18 protein-coding genes are annotated in these 20011 nt (G+C 66.7%); 11 read left to right on the forward strand and 7 right to left on the reverse strand.

Annotated elements, in window-relative coordinates; genetic code table 11:
• Positions 1-194 precede the first annotated feature (194 nt).
• Entirely contained in the window at positions 195-446 is a 252-nt protein-coding gene (locus tag TabM4_RS07035; RefSeq protein ID WP_434620402.1) for a BolA family protein, read from the reverse strand.
• Positions 447-522: 76 nt separating this feature from the next.
• On the opposite strand from TabM4_RS07035, the gene TabM4_RS07040 reads away from it, so the two are divergent.
• Positions 523-1158, forward strand: a complete 636-nt coding sequence (locus TabM4_RS07040; protein WP_434620405.1) for a J domain-containing protein — start codon at positions 523-525, stop codon at positions 1156-1158.
• Here TabM4_RS07040 and TabM4_RS07045 read toward each other — a convergent pair.
• Positions 1143-1553, reverse strand: a complete 411-nt coding sequence (locus tag TabM4_RS07045) for a hypothetical protein (protein ID WP_434620408.1) — start codon at positions 1551-1553, stop codon at positions 1143-1145. The two genes, TabM4_RS07040 and TabM4_RS07045, sit on opposite strands and share 16 nt — an antisense overlap.
• 162 nt (positions 1554-1715) lie before the next feature.
• Between TabM4_RS07045 and cobS the strand changes: the two genes are divergently transcribed.
• From cobS to TabM4_RS07070, 5 genes are all read left to right on the forward strand, one after another.
• Positions 1716-2702, forward strand: a complete 987-nt coding sequence (gene cobS, locus TabM4_RS07050; RefSeq protein WP_434621952.1) for a cobaltochelatase subunit CobS — start codon at positions 1716-1718, stop codon at positions 2700-2702.
• Positions 2703-2917: 215 nt separating this feature from the next.
• Complete coding sequence (locus tag TabM4_RS07055) at positions 2918-4408, forward strand: methyl-accepting chemotaxis protein (RefSeq protein ID WP_434620411.1); 1491 nt, start codon at positions 2918-2920, stop codon at positions 4406-4408.
• Between the two features lie 166 nt (positions 4409-4574).
• Positions 4575-6095 (forward strand): methyl-accepting chemotaxis protein, encoded by a 1521-nt coding sequence (locus tag TabM4_RS07060; protein WP_434620414.1) that lies wholly within the window; start codon positions 4575-4577, stop codon positions 6093-6095.
• Between the two features lie 313 nt (positions 6096-6408).
• A complete protein-coding gene (locus TabM4_RS07065; RefSeq protein ID WP_434620417.1) occupies positions 6409-8151 on the forward strand; it encodes a methyl-accepting chemotaxis protein in 1743 nt (580 codons plus the stop codon).
• A 135-nt stretch (positions 8152-8286) separates the two neighbouring features.
• Complete coding sequence (locus tag TabM4_RS07070; protein ID WP_434620420.1) at positions 8287-8679, forward strand: hypothetical protein; 393 nt, start codon at positions 8287-8289, stop codon at positions 8677-8679.
• Here TabM4_RS07070 and TabM4_RS07075 read toward each other — a convergent pair.
• Together TabM4_RS07075 and TabM4_RS07080 are read right to left on the reverse strand one after the other, a co-directional pair.
• Positions 8667-8831, reverse strand: coding sequence for a DUF2256 domain-containing protein (locus tag TabM4_RS07075; protein ID WP_434620423.1), 165 nt, complete (start codon positions 8829-8831; stop codon positions 8667-8669). The two genes, TabM4_RS07070 and TabM4_RS07075, sit on opposite strands and share 13 nt — an antisense overlap.
• Positions 8831-10345, reverse strand: coding sequence for an FAD-binding domain-containing protein (locus TabM4_RS07080; protein ID WP_434620426.1), 1515 nt, complete (start codon positions 10343-10345; stop codon positions 8831-8833). The genes TabM4_RS07075 and TabM4_RS07080 overlap by 1 nt, the downstream gene beginning before the upstream one ends.
• A 207-nt stretch (positions 10346-10552) precedes the next feature.
• Here TabM4_RS07080 and TabM4_RS07085 point away from each other — a divergent pair, with 207 nt between their 5' ends.
• Both TabM4_RS07085 and pepN read left to right on the forward strand, forming a co-directional pair.
• Positions 10553-12634, forward strand: coding sequence for a sensor histidine kinase (locus TabM4_RS07085; protein ID WP_434620429.1), 2082 nt, complete (start codon positions 10553-10555; stop codon positions 12632-12634).
• Between the two features lie 62 nt (positions 12635-12696).
• Positions 12697-15255, forward strand: a complete 2559-nt coding sequence (gene pepN, locus TabM4_RS07090) for an aminopeptidase N (RefSeq protein WP_434620432.1) — start codon at positions 12697-12699, stop codon at positions 15253-15255.
• 60 nt (positions 15256-15315) lie between these two features.
• Here pepN and TabM4_RS07095 read toward each other — a convergent pair whose 3' ends face one another.
• Positions 15316-15915 carry a transglycosylase SLT domain-containing protein gene (locus TabM4_RS07095; RefSeq protein WP_434620435.1) on the reverse strand — a complete coding sequence of 200 codons (600 nt, stop codon included), beginning with the start codon at positions 15913-15915 and terminating at the stop codon, positions 15316-15318.
• Positions 15916-16196: 281 nt separating this feature from the next.
• Between TabM4_RS07095 and TabM4_RS07100 the strand changes: the two genes are divergently transcribed.
• The 3 genes from TabM4_RS07100 (at position 16197) to TabM4_RS07110 (ending at position 18400) form a co-directional block, all read left to right on the forward strand.
• Positions 16197-16376 (forward strand): hypothetical protein, encoded by a 180-nt coding sequence (locus TabM4_RS07100; RefSeq protein ID WP_434620438.1) that lies wholly within the window; start codon positions 16197-16199, stop codon positions 16374-16376.
• 56 nt (positions 16377-16432) lie between these two features.
• Positions 16433-17944, forward strand: a complete 1512-nt coding sequence (gene gatB / locus TabM4_RS07105) for an Asp-tRNA(Asn)/Glu-tRNA(Gln) amidotransferase subunit GatB (RefSeq protein WP_434620441.1) — start codon at positions 16433-16435, stop codon at positions 17942-17944.
• A 102-nt stretch (positions 17945-18046) separates the two neighbouring features.
• The gene (locus TabM4_RS07110) at positions 18047-18400 is read left to right on the forward strand and encodes a DUF4177 domain-containing protein (RefSeq protein WP_434620444.1); all 354 of its coding nucleotides are present in this window, start codon (positions 18047-18049) and stop codon (positions 18398-18400) included.
• A gap of 1 nt (position 18401) precedes the next feature.
• Here TabM4_RS07110 and TabM4_RS07115 read toward each other — a convergent pair whose 3' ends face one another.
• Entirely contained in the window at positions 18402-19508 is a 1107-nt protein-coding gene (locus TabM4_RS07115; protein WP_434620447.1) for a pyridoxal phosphate-dependent aminotransferase, read from the reverse strand.
• Positions 19509-19635: 127 nt separating this feature from the next.
• The gene (locus tag TabM4_RS07120) at positions 19636-19968 is read right to left on the reverse strand and encodes a DUF1992 domain-containing protein (RefSeq protein ID WP_434620450.1); all 333 of its coding nucleotides are present in this window, start codon (positions 19966-19968) and stop codon (positions 19636-19638) included.
• Positions 19969-20011 lie beyond the last annotated feature (43 nt).

Consider the following 20011-nt stretch of genomic DNA (forward strand, 5'->3'; position numbering starts at 1 on the left):
AGGGGGGCTGCCGCCCCAGCCGTCCGTTCCGGCCGTCTCCCCCGCGGGTATTTGGCCCGGTACGAAGCGGCATGCCCTTCGTTTCGGAGGAAAATACCCCGGGGGTCTGGGGGGGACCCCCGGCCTGAGCCGGAGCGCGAAAGCGCGCAGGCGAGGCAAAAGGAATGCGCAGCCCCCTTGGGGGCAAGCTCAATTCAGCCGATGTCCAAGGCCAGCGCATGGATGCGCGTGTTCAGATCGCCCAAGGCCTTCTGCACTGCGCGGTGCCGTTCCACGCGACCCATCTGGGCAAAGGCCGCGGCGCGGATCTTCACGCGGAAATGGCTTTCTCCCGACCCGTCATCCCCGGCATGGCCCGCATGGCGGTGGCTGTCGTTCACCACCTCCAACTCGGTCGGCTGGAAGGCCTGCGTCAACCGCTGGGTGATTTCGTCGCTCACGGCCATTTTTCGCCGCCCCCTCTTCTCTCTGCTGCGAGAACCCCTAAACTCTCGCCTCCGAGTCGGAAAGGCCTGCTTCAGAATGACATCCCGCCCCCCCTTCGAATTCGATCTCCGCGTCTCTGCCGACAAGAAACGTCGCAAGACGGGACGGCGCGGCATGTCCGGGGCCTTCGAGACCTCGCAAAAGCAATGCGAATATCCGGGATGCAAGGAACAGGGGGCCTATCGCGCCCCCAAATCGCCCGACCACCTCGACGAGTATTTCTGGTTCTGCAAGGACCATGTCCGCGAGTACAACCTGAAGTGGAACTTCTTTCAGGGCACCACGGATGAGGAATTCCAGAAATTCCTCGAAAAGGATCGGGTCTGGGGCAGGGCGACCGAACCCTTCGGCAAGAAACCCGACGAAGGCCGGGCATGGGCACGCCTTGGCGTAGACGATCCGATGGCGATCCTTGGCGAAAAGGCCACGCTGAACCCCGCCAAGCCCACCGGAAATGCCACGCGCAAACTGCCGCCCACGGAACGCAAGGCGCTCGAGATACTCGATGCCCGCGACACCATGACCAAGGCGGAAATCCGCAAGCAGTACAAATCCTTGGTCAAGGATCTTCACCCCGACATGAACGGTGGCGACCGGTCGGACGAGGACCGCCTGCAAGAGGTGGTCTGGGCCTGGGACCAGATCAAGGACAGCCGCTATTTCCGCGACTGATCCCGCCCCTGCCGCATCGCCACGGCCTGCGTCGCGGCGATGCCTGCCACCGCCGCCCCCCAGGCCAGAGGCCAGCGCGGCAGCGCCGTCAGCAGCGCCAGCATCCCATCGGCGCGCCCGCCCGTGATCGGGAGCAGCAGCGGCACCAGCAGCCCCACCGCGATCAACAACCCACCCCCCGCCGCCGCCGCCCGCAGCCATCCTGCCGCGCCCGGCGCGCCGAAGAGCCCCGCCAGCAGCCAACCACCCAGCAGGGCAGGCAGCAGCGCCGCCGCGAAGGCGGGCGTGAACAGGGCCGATGCCTCGCTATCCGCGCCCAGTTCCGCCCGCGCGAGGGCCGCCGCGGTGAATATCGCAAGGAGGAGTGCGCGGATCAGTCGGTGTTTCTGTGTCATGGTGTCCTAGATAGAGGCCCGCCCTCCGCCTCGCCAGCCCCGCGCGGCCACACCGCGTGCCGATGTCGCTTGTGCGCGCCTCTCTGCCGCCCTTCCCCTTGCAGCCCCCCGCGATATGTTCCACACATCGGCAGGGCCCCGCTCGGGGGCGTGATGGACCTTATGGCGGACGGAATGCTGGACACTGTGATGAAACCCACCGAAGAAATCTCTGTCCGGGACGTGTTCGGCATCGACACCGACATGAAGGTCAAGGGCTTCGCCGACCGCACCGACCGCGTGCCGGAAATCGACCCCACCTACAAGTTCGACCCCGACACGACGCTCGCCATCCTCGCAGGCTTTGCCTACAACCGCCGCGTGATGATCCAAGGCTATCACGGCACCGGCAAATCCACCCATATCGAACAGGTGGCGGCGCGGCTGAACTGGCCCTGCGTGCGCGTCAACCTCGACAGCCATATCAGCCGGATCGACCTGATCGGCAAGGACGCGATCAAGCTGCGTGACGGCAAGCAGGTGACCGAATTCCACGAAGGCATCCTGCCCTGGGCGCTGCGCAATCCCGTTGCCATCGTCTTCGACGAATATGACGCGGGCCGCGCCGATGTGATGTTCGTCATCCAGCGCGTGCTGGAACATGACGGCAAGCTGACGCTTCTGGACCAGAACGAAATCATCACACCCCATCCGTCCTTCCGCCTGTTTGCCACGGCGAACACGGTGGGTCTGGGGGATACGACCGGCCTCTATCACGGCACGCAACAGATCAACCAGGCGCAGATGGACCGCTGGTCGCTCGTCGCCACGCTGAACTATCTGTCCCACGATGCCGAGGCCGCCATCGTGCTGGCCAAGAACCCCCATTACAACACAGAGAAAGGCCGCAAGACCATCAACCAGATGGTCACTGTCGCCGATCTCACCCGCACGGCCTTCATGAACGGGGACCTTTCGACCGTCATGTCGCCGCGCACTGTCATCAACTGGGCACAGAACGCGGAAATCTTCCGCAACGTGGGTTATGCCTTCCGCCTGTCCTTCCTGAACAAATGTGACGAGTTGGAACGCCAGACCGTCGCCGAATTCTACCAGCGCTGCTTCGGCGAGGAATTGCCGGAAAGCGCGGCCTCCATGGCGATGAAGTAATCCCCGGCAGACCGGGACCCGAAACGAAGGCCCTGCCCCCGCGGCAGGGCCTTTTCGCTTTGGATAACGGCAACGTGATCGGGATCGGGCCACCCTCAGGCGGCTTGCCCTGCGCGATCCCTAAAGGCCGGGTTTTCCCCTCCGTCTAATCTCCGAGTTAAAGATTCATCTTTTGGAGATCGCCCTTGCCCTTCCTTAGCCGACTGTCGCTCCGCATGCGGATGCTTGCCGTGCTGTTCACTGCCATGATTGCCGTGACGGCCACCCTTGTCGTCGTGGTCCTTTCCAGCAAGGAAAGGCAGCTGCGCGATTTCGCCGGGGAACGCGTGAATACCGCGATCTGGGCGCTGTCCCAGAACCTGCCTGTCCGGGCCAGCGGGTTCAGCGTCGGCACGCCTGTCGCGGGCCGCTACAACAGCCTGATCGTGGAGGATGCGCAGGTTGCCATCTCGGAGGAAGTGGTCGATTCCATCTACCAAGGCACCGGAGTCCAAGTCACCTATTTCCGGCTCGACCCCGCCACCCGGCAATTCGTCCGCGTGATGACAAGCGTCACCGCCCCCGATGGCACCCGCGCCGTGGGCTCGCCGCTCGATCCCACCGGTCCGGCCACGGCGGCGCTCTTGCGGGACGAGGTCTATGTCGGCGACGGCATGATCCTCGGCGAATTGCACCTGACCCGCTATGAACCGGCCTATGATGCCGCAGGCAACATCGTCGGGTCCGTGGGCGTGGGCAAATCCATCTCGGACATTGCGACGATGATGCGGGAGACCACGCTCTGGCTGGGTCTCGTCGCGCTGGGGCTGATGGTCGTTGCCGGGATCGTCTCCGTCTTCCTTATCAACCGCACCATGCGCCCGGTCCGCTCCATCGCCAACACGCTGACCCGCCTGAAAGAGCGCGACTATGCCGTCGAGATCCGCCCTGTCGCCACCCGCGACGAGGTGGGCGACCTGACCTCCGCCTGCATCAAGCTGCGCGACGACCTGCGCGAGGGGGACCGTCTGGCCCGCATCTCCGCCGCGCAGGCGGCCGAGCGCGAACAGCGCCGCGCCGAGATGGACCGCCTGATGGCGCAGCTCAGCCGGGGCGCGACCGAACAGGCCGCCGCTGCCGAGAAGGCCAGCGCCTCGATGGAAGAGATGCGCGCCAATATCCGCCAATCCGCCGACAACGCCGCCCAGACCGAACGCATCGCGCTGCAGGCGGCCCATGACGCGGCGGAAACCGGGGCCGTGGTGGGCGATGCGGTCAAGGCCATGGCGTTGATTGCGGAAAAGATCACCATCGTGCGCGAGATCGCGCGTCAGACCGACCTTCTGGCGCTGAACGCGGCGGTGGAGGCCGCGCGGGCTGGGCAGCACGGCCTTGGCTTCGCCGTCGTGGCCTCCGAGGTGCGCAAACTGGCCGAGCGCAGCCAGCAGGCCGCCATCGAGATCGGCGAACTGTCGGGCACCACGCTGGATGTCAGCGGCAAGGCGGGCGCGAAACTCGCGGCGCTTGTCCCGGCGATCCAGCAGACGGCGAACCTCGTGCAGGCCATCAGCGCCGCGTCCAGCGAGCAGAGCATCGGCATCGAACAGATCAACGAGGCGATCCGCGACCTCGACTCGGTGATCCAGCAGAACGCCACGGCGGCGGCGCAGGTCTCGACCGAGACGGAAGTCGCCGAAACCGAACTGCCCTACCTGCGCGCCGCCTGACGCAAGGCGGCAGGGCAGGGGGCGGGTCCGCCGCGGGCCGGATGTCGGGGCGCTTTCCGACGCCCGGCCCGCGGCACCCCCAGCCGCACTCAACCGGCGGTTAAACAAGCTGCGATCGGCGTCGTCCTAATGGTGAATCCTGTTTTCATCTATTCGGAGTGCCCGCATGAAGTTCCTCCCCCGCCTCTCCCTCAGGACCCGGCTTGTCGCTGTCCTCTTCACGGCGATGCTGATCGTCACCGCAGCCCTTCTTGCCGTCGCCCTGACCCAGAAGGAGCGCGATCTGCGCGCCTCGACTGCGGCGGTCGTCGATGCCGCCATTCTCGCCTTTTCCCGCGCTCTCCCGCACGAGGCGCAGGGCTTTGCCGCGGGCGAGGCCGCAAAGGGCCGCATCCATGCCATCACCGGCACGGGAGGCGCGGTGGTCATCCCCGAAGCCCCCGCCGATGCCGTCTTCGCAGGACTCGGCGTGCATGTGACCTATTTCACCTTCACCCCCGAAACGAAGGAGTTCATCCGCCTGATGACCAGCATCACCGCCGCGGATGGCAGCCGCGTGGTGGGCACTCCGCTGGATCCCAAGGGGCCGGTGCTGCCCGTTCTGCTGCGGGGTGAGGTCTTCACGGGTGACGCCACCATCCTGGGCGAACCCTATCTCACCCGCTATGAACCCGTCTTCGACGCCTCCGGCAATATCGTGGGTGCGGTCTTCGCGGGCAAGTCGCTGGTGCAGATCAATGCGCTCTTCATGGAAACCGCCACCCAGCTTGCGGTGATTTCCGCCGTGCTGATCCTCGTGGCCTCCCTCCTCTGCCTCTTCCTGATCCACCGCACCATGCGCCCGGTGCGCACCGTGGCCAGCATGCTCGGTCGCCTGAAAGAGCGCGACTATGCCGTCGAGATCCGCCCTGTCGCCACCCGCGACGAGGTGGGCGACCTGACCTCCGCCTGCATCAAGCTGCGTGACGACCTGCGCGAGGGGGACCGTCTGGCCCGCATCTCCGCCGCGCAGGCGGCCGAGCGCGAACAGCGCCGCGCCGAGATGGACCGCCTGATGGCGCAGCTCAGCCGGGGCGCGACGGAGCAGGCCGCCGCCGCCGAAAAAGCCAGCGCCTCGATGGAAGAGATGCGCGCCAATATCCGCCAATCCGCCGACAACGCCGCCCAGACCGAACGCATCGCGCTGCAGGCGGCCCATGACGCGGCGGAAACCGGGGCCGTGGTGGGCGATGCGGTCAAGGCCATGGCGTTGATTGCGGAAAAGATCACCATCGTGCGCGAGATCGCGCGTCAGACCGACCTTCTGGCGCTGAACGCGGCGGTGGAGGCCGCGCGGGCTGGGCAGCACGGCCTTGGCTTCGCGGTCGTGGCCTCCGAGGTGCGCAAACTGGCCGAGCGCAGCCAGGACGCGGCGACGGAGATCAGCGAACTTTCGGGCAGCACGCTGGATGTCAGCCAGAAGGCGGGCGCGCGGCTTGCGGCTCTTGTCCCGGCGATCCAGCAGACGGCCAATCTGGTGCAGGCCATCAGCGCGGCCTCCAGCGAACAGACGATCGGCATCGAACAGATCAACGAGGCGATCCGCGACCTCGACTCGGTGATCCAGCAGAACGCCACGGCGGCGGCGCAGGTCTCGACCGAGACGGAGGTCGCCGAAACCGAACCGCCCTACCTGCGCGCCGCCTGACGCAAGGCGGCAGGGCAGGGGGCGGGTCCGCCGCGGGCCGGATGTCGGGGCGCTTCCCGGCACCCGGCCCGCGGCACCTTCCGCTCCTCATCGGGGCATCCCGCCGCGCCGCCCTCCTCCGGGGCGGCGTCCTGTTTCGCGCCCCGGTCCGGTTGCCGCCGCAGCGCGGTTGTTAGAAAAAATGCGCAGCAGATGTATACTTCCCGTTACATCCGAATGCGCACCCCTCTCCGCCCCGCAATACCCTCCCAATTCCTAATATTCATTGGTGTTTCGACGTTCCTGCTTGGCGTCGTCACAATCGGAGGTAGGAATGACCTTGGAACGCAGCTCTGGTGAAACGGTATTCGAGGGTGTGGATGCGAAGGGCGCGTTACAGATCCTTTCGAACCCCATCATGCTCGCCGACGCCGATATGGTGATCCGCTTCGTCAACGAAGCCGCCTACGCCATGTTCGAAGAGATGGAGGCCTCGATCCAGGAGGATCTGCCCCATTTCCGCGCCCGCGACGTGATCGGAAAATCGATCGACGTCTTCCACAAGAACCCGATCTACCAGCGCCGCCTGATGTCGGGCCTGTCGAAACCGCATGATGGCAAGTTCACCATCGGTGGCCGCGACCTCGCCTTCCGCGCCACCCCGAAATTCGGCCCCGACGGGGCGATGCAATCGGTCTGGGTGGAATGGAAGGACATGACCGCCGCCGTCGAGGGCAAGCGCCAGATCGAATCCGTCATCGCCGAGATCCGCGACATGGCCATCGCCCATGCCGAAGGGCGCATCTCCGTCTTCACCGACCCTGCGAAGTACCGCCCCGATCTTGCCGATCTCGCCGGTCGCGTGAACGAGATGGTGCAGAACCACATCGCCACCAAGAAGAAGATCATCGCTTGCGCCGCGCAATATGCCGAGGGCAATTTCGACTTCCAGATGGAGCGCTTCAGCGGCGACCGGGCCTTCATCAACGAAGGCATGGACGCCATCCGCGACAATTTCCGCCGTGTGGTGGACGAGATCAAGGATCTTTCCGTCGCCATCGTCGAAGGGCGCCTCGACCGCGCCGTCGATGCCTCCGATTTCACCGGCGATTTCCGTCAGATCATCGACGCCTTCGCCGCGGCCTATTCAAGCCTGAACGCCACCTTCGCGACCATCTCGACGCAGGTCGAACAGATCGCCGAACTCGTTGGGCAGGTCTCGGAAAGCAGCCAGGACCTCGCGAAAAGCTCGCAGATCACCTCCGCCTCGGTCGATGAGGTGTCCTCCTCGGCCGAAGAGACCGACCTTCAGGTCAAGGCCAATGCCAGCGCCGCCGTCGGCGCGAGGGAACTGATCGTCTCCGCCTCGCGCGCCGCCGATGACGGGCAGCGCAAGATCGGTGACATGGTCACCGCCATGGCCGGCATCCGCACCTCCAGCGAGGATATCGCCAAGATCATCAAGGTCATCGACGAGATCGCCTTCCAGACCAACCTCCTCGCCCTCAATGCCGCCGTCGAGGCCGCGCGGGCGGGCCAGCATGGCCGCGGTTTTGCCGTCGTCGCGCAAGAGGTGCGCAACCTCGCCGGACGCTCCGCCCGCGCCGCGCGCGAGACGTCGGATCTGATCGAGGACGCCACCGTCAAGGTGCAGGACGGCGTCCGCATCTCCAGCGAGGCGAAATCCGCCTTCGGCGTCATCGCCAGCGATGTGAAGAAATCCGAGGATCTCGTCTCCTCCATCGCCACCGCCAGCGAGGAACAGTCGCGCGGCGTCGCGCAGATCAACGCCGCCATCGGCGAGGTGGCCCGCGCCGCCATGTCCACCTCCAGCCAGGCCGATCAGCTTGCCGCCTCGGCGGCCGAGATGCGCTCGGCCATCCAGTCGGTCAAATCCACCGTCGGCCGCTTCCGTCTGGCCGCGCCGAAAGATCCGGGTGCGTTGTCGCTGGACGGTCTGCCGCCCGATGTCTTCGCTCAGATACAGGAGATGATCGCCAGCCGGAAATCACCCTCCGCCGCGCCCCTGCGCGTGGCCTCCGCCAATCGCGACCGCCGTGGCTACGGAACCTTCTGATCGCGACGGAACACAGGCAGGAGGGCAGCGTCATGCGCTGCCTTCCGCGAAAGGGACAACATGCCCCGCCGCCTCGGGGCGGAGTTTTCATTTCGCCCACTTGATCGGCGGAAAAAATCAACCCATGCTGCAAACATGGGCGGTTTAAGAAAATATCTCCGCGCCACGGCGCTTCTCTGCGCGCTTGCCGCTGCGCCCGCGGCCCGCGCCGACAGCGACCTTCCCGACAATCCCCTGCATTTCTTCGCCACCTGCGCGGGCAGGCTTTCCGCCCTGATGGAACATCAATGGCTGGTCGACGGCCCCGCATCCGAGGCCACCAAGTCCCGCCGCGCCGCCCTGCTGGAGGTGGTGGAGGCGCTCACGCCACCCGATGCCGCGCCACGCGTCATGGCTTGGCGGATCGAGGCGAAGGCCGCCCATGCCACGCTGCTGGGCCAGTCCCGCCACGGCAGCCCCGCCGCCATGGCCCGCGCCGCCCGCCGCGCGCAGGCGCTGGAATCCGCCTGCACCGCCTATCTGTCCTGAGGCTTGCCCCGCCTCGCCTCACCCCGGCAGCGGTCAGAACAGAAACGCACCTCGTCCCATACCTTTTCCCATTTCTTCCGCCACGCGAAAGGCCGCCCGCATTGGGCGCAGGGCTTCTGGGGCAGGTCGCCCTTGCGGCGCATCTTCGCCATCAGAGATCAAGGCTCAACTGTCCCGAATCCGCGCGGCGGCGCGGGCGGGGGCTGCGGTCATTGACGAAACGCGGATCGGCGCGGCTGGCATGGCGCTCGATCACCTCGGCCATCTCCTGCGCATGGCCACGCTCCTTGCGCAGGCCCCAGCAGGCATCGCGCGCGGCGCGGGCGGCGGCGGCAATGTCGACGATGGGTTCCGGATACAGCCGCCCCAGCACGCCCCGTGCCCCCGGCCATTTCCACGGCTCCTGCAGGAAGGCATCGGGCACTCCGGCCAGTTCCGGCACCCAGCGCCGGGTGAAGGCCCCCGTCGGGTCCTGATCATGGCCCTGCTTCACGGGGTTGTAGATGCGGATCGTGTTGATCCCCGTCACCCCGGCCTGCATCTGCACCTGCGGCCAATGGATGCCGGGTTCGTAATCGGTGAAACGCCGCGCCAGCACCGCCCCAGTCGCCCGCCAGTCCAGCCAGAGGTGATAGGAGGCCACCGCCATCACCATGCTCCGCATCCGGAAATTCAGCCACCCGGTCGCCCGCAGATAGCGCATGCAGGCGTCAAGGAAGGGCATCCCCGTCTCGCCCGCCTGCCATGCGGCAAGGCGTGCGGCATCCGGCTCGCGCGGGCGCAGCGCATCCGCCGCGCGGTGCAGGGCGCGCAACTCGATCTGCGGCTCGCTCTCCAGCTTCTGGATGAAATGATCGCGCCACGCCATCCGGCTCTGGAAACTGGCAATCGCCCCCGGCCACCGCCCGACGGGGCGCTCCGCCGCCCGCGCCGCCGCCGCCTGCACCACCTCGCGCGAGGACAGCGCCCCCACCGCCAGATGCGCCGACAGCCGCGAACAGACCCGCTCCCCTGACAGGGGCGAGGACATGCCCGCGCGATAACCCTCGCCCCGCTGGGCAAGGAAACTCTCCATCAGTTGCAGCCCGCGCCCGCGCCCCCCGGCCTGCCGGTGGGCGCAGGGGTCCTCCGCCAGACGCAGCGCGCGGGCCGAGGGGATCACCCCCGGCTCCACCCCCGCCACGCCCCTCAGCGCCGCGGGAGCGGCGACCTGAGGGGCGCCCGCGAAGCCGTCCCGCATCCGCGCCCAGCCATTGCGCGAGGCAAGCCTGCGCACCACGCCCTGCTGCGGCATTTCCTGCCAGTCGATCCCCGCGCCGCGCGCCCATGCCGCCACCCGGCGGTCGCGCGCATAGGTCCACAGGTTCCCCGTCTCCTCATGGCTCAGGATGCGGGCGATGTCGTGCTGGCGGCACAGCCGCTCCAGCACCGCCACCGCATCCCCCACGCGCAGCACCAGCGGCGCCCCCAGCGCCGCCAGCCCCTCGCGCAGATCGGCCAGCGCCTCGGCGGTAAAGGCCCATTGCCGGGCCGAGGTGTCGGGCAGTTGCCAATAGTCCGGCTCCAGGATGTAGAGCGGCAGCACCGCCCCCATCTCCGCCGCGCGCGACAGGGCAGGGTGGTCATGCAGGCGCAGATCGCGTTTGAACCAGACGAGAACATTCATGGAACATTTATCTAGCCACGGGCGCAGATTCGTAAAGCCCCCGTCTTCATCGCCATCCCGTCCCATCACGCCCGCCCATACGAAAGGATGTAGTGCCCCCTCTCGAAAGCAGTGCGACTACGAAAACCTTCGCATTCCGGCGACTATTCAGGTTACCTAATCCATGATTATCGCGGGGCAAGACCGCCCCCGTCATTTGGAAAACCCATGTCACAGGCATCAGAGCAGCATGCGAAGGGCGGTCCCCAGCCGCTCAAGTCATGGCTCTGGCGGTCCTATCTCCGCGCGGCGCTGGTGCCGCTTTTGCTCATCGAACTCACCTTCGTCGCGCTCTACTGGGGCACCAGCCGCGTGGTCTATGACCGCAGCGCCGCCGCCGTCACCGACATTTCCACCGCCGCGCTGGACGATGCCGCCGACCGCGAGGCCGAGGTCATCGCCCGCCGCCTCGAAACCATCGCGGGCCTGACCCGCGTCTATGCCGACGAATCCGCCCGCGCGCTGGCCGCGCCCGCGCCCGAACCCGGCCCGGCCGAGCTTGCGAATTACGCCACCTCGCCCGATGGCGTCTTCTATGCGCTGCAAGATACCGGTGGATCGGCGGTCTTCTATAGCGGTTTCGTGCCCGTCGGCCCCGCCGAACGGCAGAAGGTCTGGCGCAGCGCCCGTCTTGATCCGATCATGAAATCCATCAGGCAGGCCGATCCCCTGATCGCGCAACTCTACCTGAACACCCATGACAGCCTGAACCGCATCTATCCGTGGTTCGACGTACTGGCGATCTATCCCCCCCGGATGGATATCGCGAGCTACAATTTCTATTACGAGGCCGACGCCACCCATAACCCAGACCGCAAGGTCGTCTGGACCGACGCCTATGTCGATCCTGCGGGTTCGGGCTGGATGGTCTCGGCCATCGCGCCCGCCTATGCCATCGACCGCCCCGATTTCCTCGAAGGCGTGGTCGGCATCGACATCACGATCGACACCATCGTCGATCAGGTGCTGGACATCGAATTCAAGGGCGACGGTTACGCCATCCTCGTGGGCCGCGACGGCACCATCCTTGCGCTTCCCCCGGCGGGCGAGGCGGATCTGGGCGTCTCGGAACTGATCGACCACAGCTACGAAGAAGCGATCCTTCAGGACACGTTCAAACCCGACAGCTTCAACCTCTATCGCCGCGCCGAACTCTTCCCCATGGGCGAGGCGATCCAATCCGCCCCCTCGGGCCAGACCCGTGTCGATCTCGGCCGCCCGATGATCGCGTCATGGGCCACCATCGCCGGCCCGCAATGGAAACTCATCGTCCTGACCAGTGAGCAAAGCCTCCTCGCCGGTGCCACGACCCTGCGCGACGAGTTGACCTTCGTGTCATGGGCCATGCTGGCCATCCTCATCGTCTTCTATTTCGTCTTCTTCCTCTTCCTCTGGCGCCGCTCGCAGGACATGTCCGCCCGCGTGGCGCAACCCCTGGCCGAGATCGAGGGCAACATGAGCCGCATCTCCGAAGGCGGCACGGTCGCCCCCGGCCATGCCTATGCGGTGGCGGAATTGCAGACGGTGGGCGATTTCCTCGTCCAGATGGGCGACAGGCTGCAATCGGCCAACCGCGCCAAGGCCAATTTCCTGTCGGCCATGAGCCATGAATTCCGCACGCCCCTCAACGCGATCATCGGTTTCTCCGACCTTCTCGCCGCCAGCGAACGCCCGCTCGACCCCGATCAGCGCCAGCAGGTCGCGGCCATCTCGGCGGCGGGCTGGCGGATGCTGGAACTCGTCGACGGGGTCATCGAACTGGCCCGCATCGAAAAGGGGGAAACGGGCGGCAAACCGCAACCGCTCGACCCGCGGCCCGCCATCTTCAACGCCGTCGAAGAGGCCCGCGCCACCCTCAACGGCAGGCCCATCGCCCTGCGCTTCGACGACCGGACCGAAGTGCCCAAGGTCATCGGAGACCCGGAAATCATCCACAGGATCCTTGCGGAGCTTCTCTCCAACGCCGTGAAGTACAACCGCGACGGGGGCAGCGTCACCGTCTCCACCGCGCAGCATGGCAACCGGCTTGCCATCCATGTCCGCGATACCGGCATCGGCATCCCCGCCGACCGCCTGCAGCGCCTCTTCACGCCCTTCGACCGTCTCGGTCACGAAAACAGCATCATCGGCGGCACCGGAATCGGCCTGACCATCTGTCGCCGCCTTGCCGAACAGATCGGGGCTGACATCACCGTCGAAAGCCGCGAGGGCGCGGGCAGCACCTTCACCCTTCACCTCCCGCTGGCCTGACCGCCCGCACGCCTTGCCATCCCCGTCGGGCCTCCATAGCTTTCCTCCAAAGGAGAGCAGCCATGACCACCCAGCCCCGCGCCATCCACCTTGCCGATTACCAGCCCTTCACCCACCGGGTGGAGGATGTGGCGCTGACCTTCCGCCTTTCTCCCCGCGCGACCCGCGTGCAGGCCACCCTGCGCCTTTCGCCAAATCCCTCCCGCCCCGGCAGCAACGACCTGCGGCTGGATGGCGAGAACCTCCGCCTTCTCTCGCTCCGCCTGAACGGTCATCCGCTGGACGTCACCCCCGACGATACGGGCCTCACCATCCCCGCCGCCCTGCTTCCCGCCGCGCCCTTCACGCTCGAGTCAGAGGTGGAGATCGACCCCGAAGGCAACACCGCCCTCGAAGGGCTCTACATGTCGCGCGGCATGTATTGCACCCAGTGCGAGGCCGAGGGGTTCCGCAAGATCACCTTCTACCCCGACCGCCCCGACGTCATGGCCCCCTTCCGCGTGCGGATCGAAAGCGACCTGCCGGTCCTCCTGTCCAACGGCAACCCGGCGGGGCAGGGGGCGGGCTGGGCCGAATGGGTGGACCCATGGCCCAAACCCGCCTACCTCTTCGCCCTCGTCGCGGGCGATCTGGTGGCCCACAGCGCCGCCTTCACCACTGCTTCCGGCCGCCCCGTCGCCCTGAACATCTGGGTCCGCCCCGGCGATCAGGACCGCTGCGCCTATGCGATGGACAGCCTGATCCGCTCCATGCGCTGGGACGAAACCGCCTATGGCCGCGAATACGACCTCGACGTCTTCAACATCGTGGCCGTGGACGATTTCAACATGGGCGCGATGGAGAACAAGGGGCTGAACATCTTCAACTCCAAATTCGTCCTCGCCAGCCCCGAAACCGCGACCGATGACGACTTCGCGCGGATCGAGGCGATCATCGCCCACGAATATTTCCACAACTGGACCGGCAACCGCATCACCTGTCGCGACTGGTTCCAGCTTTGCCTCAAGGAAGGGTTGACCGTCTTCCGCGACCAGCAATTCAGCGGCGACATGCGCTCTCACGCGGTCAAGCGGATCGAGGATGTGCTGATGCTCCGCGCGCGGCAATTCCGCGAGGATGGCGGCCCGCTCGCCCATCCCGTCCGCCCCGACAGCTATGTAGAGATCAACAATTTCTACACCGCCACCATCTACGAAAAGGGCGCCGAGGTGATCGGCATGCTCAAGCGCCTCGTGGGTGATGACGGCTATGCCAAGGCGCTGGACCTCTATTTCACGCGCCATGACGGGGACGCCGCCACGATCGAGGATTGGCTGACGGTGTTTCAGGATGCGACGGGGCGCGACCTCACGCAGTTCAAGCGCTGGTATACCGAAGCCGGAACCCCCCGCGTCAAGGTATGGGAGGAATGGGACGGCGCGACCTATACCCTGACCTTCGAACAGGAGAACCCGCCAACCCCCGGCCAGCCGGACAAGGGCGCGAAGGTTATCCCCATCGCGCTGGGCCTCCTCAACCCAAACGGCGACGAGGTGCTGCCGACGACCGTCCTCGAACTGACCGAAGCCAAGCAATCCTTCCGCTTCCCCGCCGCCACCCGCCCCGTCCCGTCGATCCTGCGCGGCTTCTCCGCCCCCGTGGTGCTGGAGCGCGAGGTCAGCCCCGAGGAACGCGCCTTCCTCCTTGCCCACGACACCGACCCCTTCAACAAATGGGAGGCCGGGCGCGCGTTGGCCAAGGACCTGCTCGCCCGCATGGTCACCGATGGCGCATCCCCCGGCCCCGACTGGCTCGATGCCATCGCCCGCGTCACCTTCGACGAAACGCTCGACCCCGCCTTCCGCGCCCTTGCCCTGCGCCTGCCGGGCGAGGATGACATGGCCGCCACCCTCCATGCCGCAGGCATCACCCCCGATCCCGCCCGCATCTGGACCGAACGCCGCCGCATGGCCGATGCCTTGGCCCGCCGCCTTGCCCCCCGACTGCCCGCGCTGATCGACGCCTTGGCCGAACCCGGCCCCTTCACCCCCGACGCCCGCGCCGCAGGCCGCCGCGCCCTGCGTATCGCGGCGCTCAACCTTCTGACGCGGATCGACGGCGGCAAGGCCGCCACCGCCGCCTATCGCGCCGCCGACAACATGACCGAAGAGGTGGGCGCCCTCGTCGCGCTGCTGGAGGCAGGGCAGGGGCAAGAGGAACTCCGCCTCTTCGAATCCCGCTGGTCCAAGGACCGCAACGTCATGGACAAGTGGTTCGCCCTGCAGATCGCCCATGCCCATCCTGACCGCGCCGCCGAGGTGACCGAGGCGCTCACCCGCCACCCTGCCTTCGACTGGAAGAACCCCAACCGCTTCCGCGCGGTGATCGGCGCGCTTTCGGCCAATCATGCAGGCTTCCACCACGCCTCCGGCGCGGGCTACCGGCTGGTTGCCGACTGGCTATTGAAACTCGACCCCATCAATCCCCAAACGGCCGCCCGAATGTCCACCGCCTTCGAGACGTGGCCCCGCTACGATGGATCCCGCTGGGAGATGGTATTGGCCGAACTCTTCCGCATCGCCGAGACACCGGGCCTGAGCCGCGATCTGGCCGAGATGGTGAACCGCATGCGCGGCGAGTAGGGCGGGGTTCACCCCGCCAAACCGCACGAATGTAGGGCGGGGTTCACCCCGCCACCCGCCTCAACCTTGGCAGTAGGGCTGCGCCCGCGTCCATTCCGCCATGGCCGCCCGCTTGCTCGCATCGCGCAGCGGCATCCAGTCCCGCCCGATGCCGCGATTGCCGCCACCGGCCACCAGCCCGTCATTGGCCACGGCCTTCGCCATCATGAGCGTGGCGCATTCCAGGTTCTCCGACCCGTCCTTCAACTCGGCCACCGTATTGGCTTCGCATTGGTGATAGCTGGCCGAACGCGGCGAGATCTGCATCACGCCGATATAACGCCCGCCACCGCCCGAAGCCTTCGGGTTCCACGTCGATTCATAGCGCGCCACCGCCGACATCATCCCCGCCCAGAAGGCGCGGCGATCCTCGATGGAGGCCGTGGCATAGCCGGGGCACCATGCCGCGACATCGGCGGGAACCGTCTCCGCCAGCATCTCGTCATGCGCTTCCAGCGCTTCCAGCGTCGTCTGTGTCCATTCCCGGCCCTCGGGCCGCACATCCCATTGCATCGGCGGCATCTGCCCGCTGGTGGACAGGCTGGTCTGGCCTGCGGGCACGCAGGCCCCCAAAAGGACCGCGGCAAGCGGCAGCGACAGAAGGGCGGAAAGACGTCTCATCGGTATCCGTTCGGCAGCGACGCGCCCCCAATGCGCGACCCCGGCCTTTGATCAGCCACAGCCGCCCCTGTCCACGGAAACGGATTGTTTCCACAGGCGATCGGCGAAATCCTGCCATTCCGACGCTCCGACGCGGTTCCGCCGCAAAGCAAACACACTGCCACCACAAAGCGCTCGGACCTTCTCAATCATCCGAAGAAGTCGGAGGCCACGGCGCCGCCCAAGGTCGCCGATGCCCCCCACCAGACCTTTCGCCGATCCTGTCGTTACTGAGTGAACCCATGTCCAAGTTCTTTGCCAGGTCGCCCTTGGCCGATCTTCTGATCCGCATCTGCACCGTCCTCCTTTTCCTCATCCTCCTTCCCGCCATCCTGATCGCCGCCCTCGTTCCGGGGATCGACCGTCTGCATATCGGCCAAAAGAGGACCGTCACGCGTAGACCGCTCCGCAAGCCGACTTGATGCCGCCGCCCTGACGCCCTAGACAGTCGGGCAAACCGCATGAAGGACGGACCGCGATGCTCGACTTCCGCTACGAGGCCCCGAAACCCAAGGTCATCGCCGGCGCGACCGGCGATTGGGAACTCGTGATCGGCATGGAAATACATGCGCAGGTCGCCTCCAATGCGAAACTGTTTTCGGGGGCCTCCACCGCCGTGGGGGCCGAGCCCAATTCCAACGTGGCCTTCGTCGATGCCGCCATGCCCGGCATGCTGCCCGTCATCAACGAGTTCTGCGTTGAACAGGCGGTGCGGTCGGGCCTTGGCCTCAAGGCGCAGATCAACCTGCGCTCGGCCTTCGACCGCAAGAACTACTTCTACCCCGACCTGCCGCAGGGCTATCAGATCAGCCAACTCTACCACCCCATCGTGGGCGAGGGCGAGGTTATCGTGGAAATGGCCCCCGGCGTCGCCCGCCGCGTGCGCATCGAACGCATCCACCTCGAACAGGACGCGGGCAAGTCGATCCACGACATGGATCCCAACATGTCCTTTGTCGACTTCAACCGCACCGGCGTCGCGCTGATGGAAATCGTCAGCCGCCCCGACATCCGCGGTCCCGAGGAAGCGGCGGCCTATGTCGCCAAACTCCGCCAGATCCTGCGCTACTTGGGCACCTGCGATGGCAACATGCAGAACGGCAATCTGCGCGCCGACGTCAACGTCTCGGTCTGCCGTCCGGGCGATTACGAACGCTATCAGGCAAGCCAAGACTTCTCGCATCTCGGCACGCGCTGCGAGATCAAGAACATGAACTCGCTGCGCTTCATCCAAGCCGCCATCGAATACGAGGCGCGACGCCAGATCGCCATCCTCGAAGACGGCGGCAAGGTGGATCAGGAAACCCGCCTCTACGACCCCGACAAGGGCGAGACGCGGTCGATGCGATCGAAGGAAGAAGCCCACGACTACCGCTATTTCCCCTGCCCGGACCTCCTCCCGCTGGAGATCGAACAGGCTTGGGTCGATGACATCGCGGCCTCCATGCCGGAACTGCCGGACGCCAAGAAGGCCCGCTTCATGGCCGATTTCGGCCTGACCGACTATGACGCCAACGTGCTGACCGCCGAACTCGACAACGCCGCCTTCTTCGAGGAAGTGGCCAAGGGCCGCGACGGCAAGCAGGCCGCGAACTGGATCATCAACGAACTCTTCGGCCGCCTGAACAAGGAAGGCAAGGGCGTCACCGACAGCCCGCTTTCCGCGGCGCAGATCGGCGGCGTCCTCGATCTGATCGCGTCGGGCGAGATCACCACCAAGATGGCCAAGGACCTCTTCGAAATCCTCTGGACCGAAGGCGGCAACCCCGCCGAAGTGGCGGCCGCACGCGGGATGAAGCAGGTGACGGATACGGGCGAGATCGAACGCGCGCTGGACGCCCTGATCGCCGCCAATCCCGAACAGGTGGAAAAGGCCAAGGTCAACGCGAAACTCGCAGGCTGGTTCACCGGGCAGGTGCTGAAGGCCACGGGTGGCAAGGCCAATCCGGCGGTCGTCAATCAGATGGTGGCGCAGAAGCTGGGCCTCTGACGGGGCAGGGCGGTCGGCGGGAAAGCCCGCTCCGCCCGGCCTGCGCCTTGCGCGGTGCCCCCGCCTGACCCTACCTTCCCGCCAATCTTACCGGAGCCCGCGATGCAGCGTTACGAATACAAGGTCGTCCCCGCCCCCCGCCGCGGCACCAAATCGCGCGAGGCGAAGACGACCGAAGACCGCTTCGCCCTGACCCTCTCCACCCTGATGAACGATCTGGGCCGCGACGGCTGGGAATACCAGCGCGCCGAAACCCTCCCCTGCGAGGAGCGCGCGGGCTTCACCAAGACCCGCACTGTGGAACAGACGATGCTCGTCTTCCGCCGCACGCTGCCCGCCAGCGTGGCCCTTGCCGCCACCCTTCACGAACCCACGACCGCAGCCCCGACCCCGCGCCTCGGCCCGGCGGTGGAGCCACCCCCCGGCCCGGCCCCGGCCATCGGCAAGGCGGAATGACCTAAGGCCGCGCCGCGCGCAGCGCTTGGGGCAGGACCTCCTCCAGCACGTCCAGATCGGCAGGCGTCCCCACGCTGATCCTGATGCAGCGATCCAGCGGCGCCACCCCCGGCATGCGGATGAACAGCCCCCGTTCGATGCAGCCCCGCAGCACCGCACGGGCGAAATCCCCATCCCGCCCGCAATCCACCGCCACGAAATTCGTGGCCGATGGCAGGGCGCGCAACCCGTTCGCCGCTGCGATCCCCGCAATCCGCTCCCGCGCCGCGGCAACCTGCGCCCGCACGGCGCGCAGGTGATCCTGATCCGCCAGCGCGGCCATCGCCCCCGCCTGCGCCACGCGCCCCATCCCGAAATGGTTGCGCACCTTGTCGAAGGCCCGGATCAACCCGGGCGCGGCCAGCGCATAGCCCACCCGCAGCCCCGCCAGCCCATAGCCTTTGGAAAAGGTCCGCATCCGGATCACGCGCGGATCGTCCGGCGCGATCACGGGAACCACATCCGCCGGGGCGAGGTCGACATAGGCCTCGTCCAGCACCAGAAGGCAGCCTTCCGGCAGCCCCGCCACCATGGCCTCCACCGCCGCTGCCCCGTGCCATGACCCCATCGGATTGTCGGGATTGGCGAAATAGACCAGCTTCGCCCCCACCTCCCGCGCCTTGGCCAGCAAGGCCTCCGGGTCCTCCCGGTCGTCGCGATAGGGAACGCGGTGCAGATCGGCACCGAACCCCGCGACATGGAAGTTGAAGGTCGGATAGGCCCCCAGCGAGGTGACGACCGCATCCCCCGGCCCCGCGATCAGCCGGACCAGAACGCCCAAGAGCCCGTCGATCCCTTCGCCAACCATCACATGGGCGGGCGTCACGCCATGATGGGCGGCGATGGCGCCGCGCAGATCGTGCATCTCCGGGTCGCCATACATCCACGCTTCCCCCGCCGCCGCTGCCATCGCGGCGATGGCGCGGGGCGAGGGGCCGAAGCGGCTTTCATTCGCGCCCAACCGGGCGCGGAAGGGGCGGCCAAGGCCACGTTCCTGCGTTTCGGGCCCGACGAAGGGCACGGTATCGGGGAGCGTGGCGGCAAGCGGGGTGAGGCGAGGTCCGATCATGCCCGCCAAGGAAGCGCGCCGCGCGGAAAAGCGCAAGCGACGAATTTTCATCCGAAAATTCGTCCCTCCCGATCCTTCGCAGAAGGATCGCCCCCGAAGAATCTTCGGACGAAAATTCTTCGCCCCCTCACTCCCGCAGGAAGCGCCGCCGCGCTTCTTCGGCCATGGCCTGCCGCATCTCCACCCGCGCAAGCTCCGCCATCACCGCCTTGCGCGCCTCCTCGCCCTCGGTCACCGCCAGCACCTCGCGCAGGCGCGCGGCCTCCTTCTTCAGGACGATCTCCTCGGGCAACACCCCGGCCTCGGCCATGATCCGGAACCCCACCGCATCGCCGGGGCTGATGAAGGCATCGCCCGGACGGTCGGGCAAAGGTTTTCCTTCCCCCTCAAGCCCCTGAAGCTCTCCCTTCAGGCGGGCCTTCTGCATCTGGCGTTCGGCAAGGCGGGAAAGCCAAGACATGGGCGGCACTCCTTTGGGGAGAGTGTCGCGCCTGATGTCGCAA

The sequence above is a fragment of the Tabrizicola sp. M-4 genome (assembly GCF_051132405.1).
In the GTDB taxonomy this organism is placed as follows: domain Bacteria; phylum Pseudomonadota; class Alphaproteobacteria; order Rhodobacterales; family Rhodobacteraceae; genus Paragemmobacter.

Excerpts from the sequence above, each read along its gene's own strand:
- TabM4_RS07095 (WP_434620435.1), bottom strand. The coding sequence starts at position 15,915 with ATGAGACGTCTTTCCGCCCTTCTGTCGCTGCCGCTTGCCGCGGTCCTT.
- TabM4_RS07075 (WP_434620423.1), bottom strand. The coding sequence starts at position 8,831 with ATGGCGAAGATGCGCCGCAAGGGCGACCTGCCCCAGAAGCCCTGCGCC.
- TabM4_RS07040 (WP_434620405.1), top strand. The coding sequence starts at position 523 with ATGACATCCCGCCCCCCCTTCGAATTCGATCTCCGCGTCTCTGCCGAC.
- TabM4_RS07055 (WP_434620411.1), top strand. The coding sequence starts at position 2,918 with ATGCGGATGCTTGCCGTGCTGTTCACTGCCATGATTGCCGTGACGGCC.
- TabM4_RS07045 (WP_434620408.1), bottom strand. The coding sequence starts at position 1,553 with ATGACACAGAAACACCGACTGATCCGCGCACTCCTCCTTGCGATATTC.
- pepN (WP_434620432.1), top strand. The coding sequence starts at position 12,697 with ATGACCACCCAGCCCCGCGCCATCCACCTTGCCGATTACCAGCCCTTC.
- TabM4_RS07085 (WP_434620429.1), top strand. The coding sequence starts at position 10,553 with ATGTCACAGGCATCAGAGCAGCATGCGAAGGGCGGTCCCCAGCCGCTC.
- TabM4_RS07120 (WP_434620450.1), bottom strand. The coding sequence starts at position 19,968 with ATGTCTTGGCTTTCCCGCCTTGCCGAACGCCAGATGCAGAAGGCCCGC.
- TabM4_RS07080 (WP_434620426.1), bottom strand. The coding sequence starts at position 10,345 with ATGAATGTTCTCGTCTGGTTCAAACGCGATCTGCGCCTGCATGACCAC.
- gatB (WP_434620441.1), top strand. The coding sequence starts at position 16,433 with ATGCTCGACTTCCGCTACGAGGCCCCGAAACCCAAGGTCATCGCCGGC.
- TabM4_RS07035 (WP_434620402.1), bottom strand. The coding sequence starts at position 446 with ATGGCCGTGAGCGACGAAATCACCCAGCGGTTGACGCAGGCCTTCCAG.
- TabM4_RS07100 (WP_434620438.1), top strand. The coding sequence starts at position 16,197 with ATGTCCAAGTTCTTTGCCAGGTCGCCCTTGGCCGATCTTCTGATCCGC.
- TabM4_RS07070 (WP_434620420.1), top strand. The coding sequence starts at position 8,287 with ATGGGCGGTTTAAGAAAATATCTCCGCGCCACGGCGCTTCTCTGCGCG.
- TabM4_RS07110 (WP_434620444.1), top strand. The coding sequence starts at position 18,047 with ATGCAGCGTTACGAATACAAGGTCGTCCCCGCCCCCCGCCGCGGCACC.
- TabM4_RS07065 (WP_434620417.1), top strand. The coding sequence starts at position 6,409 with ATGACCTTGGAACGCAGCTCTGGTGAAACGGTATTCGAGGGTGTGGAT.
- cobS (WP_434621952.1), top strand. The coding sequence starts at position 1,716 with ATGGCGGACGGAATGCTGGACACTGTGATGAAACCCACCGAAGAAATC.
- TabM4_RS07115 (WP_434620447.1), bottom strand. The coding sequence starts at position 19,508 with ATGATCGGACCTCGCCTCACCCCGCTTGCCGCCACGCTCCCCGATACC.
- TabM4_RS07060 (WP_434620414.1), top strand. The coding sequence starts at position 4,575 with ATGAAGTTCCTCCCCCGCCTCTCCCTCAGGACCCGGCTTGTCGCTGTC.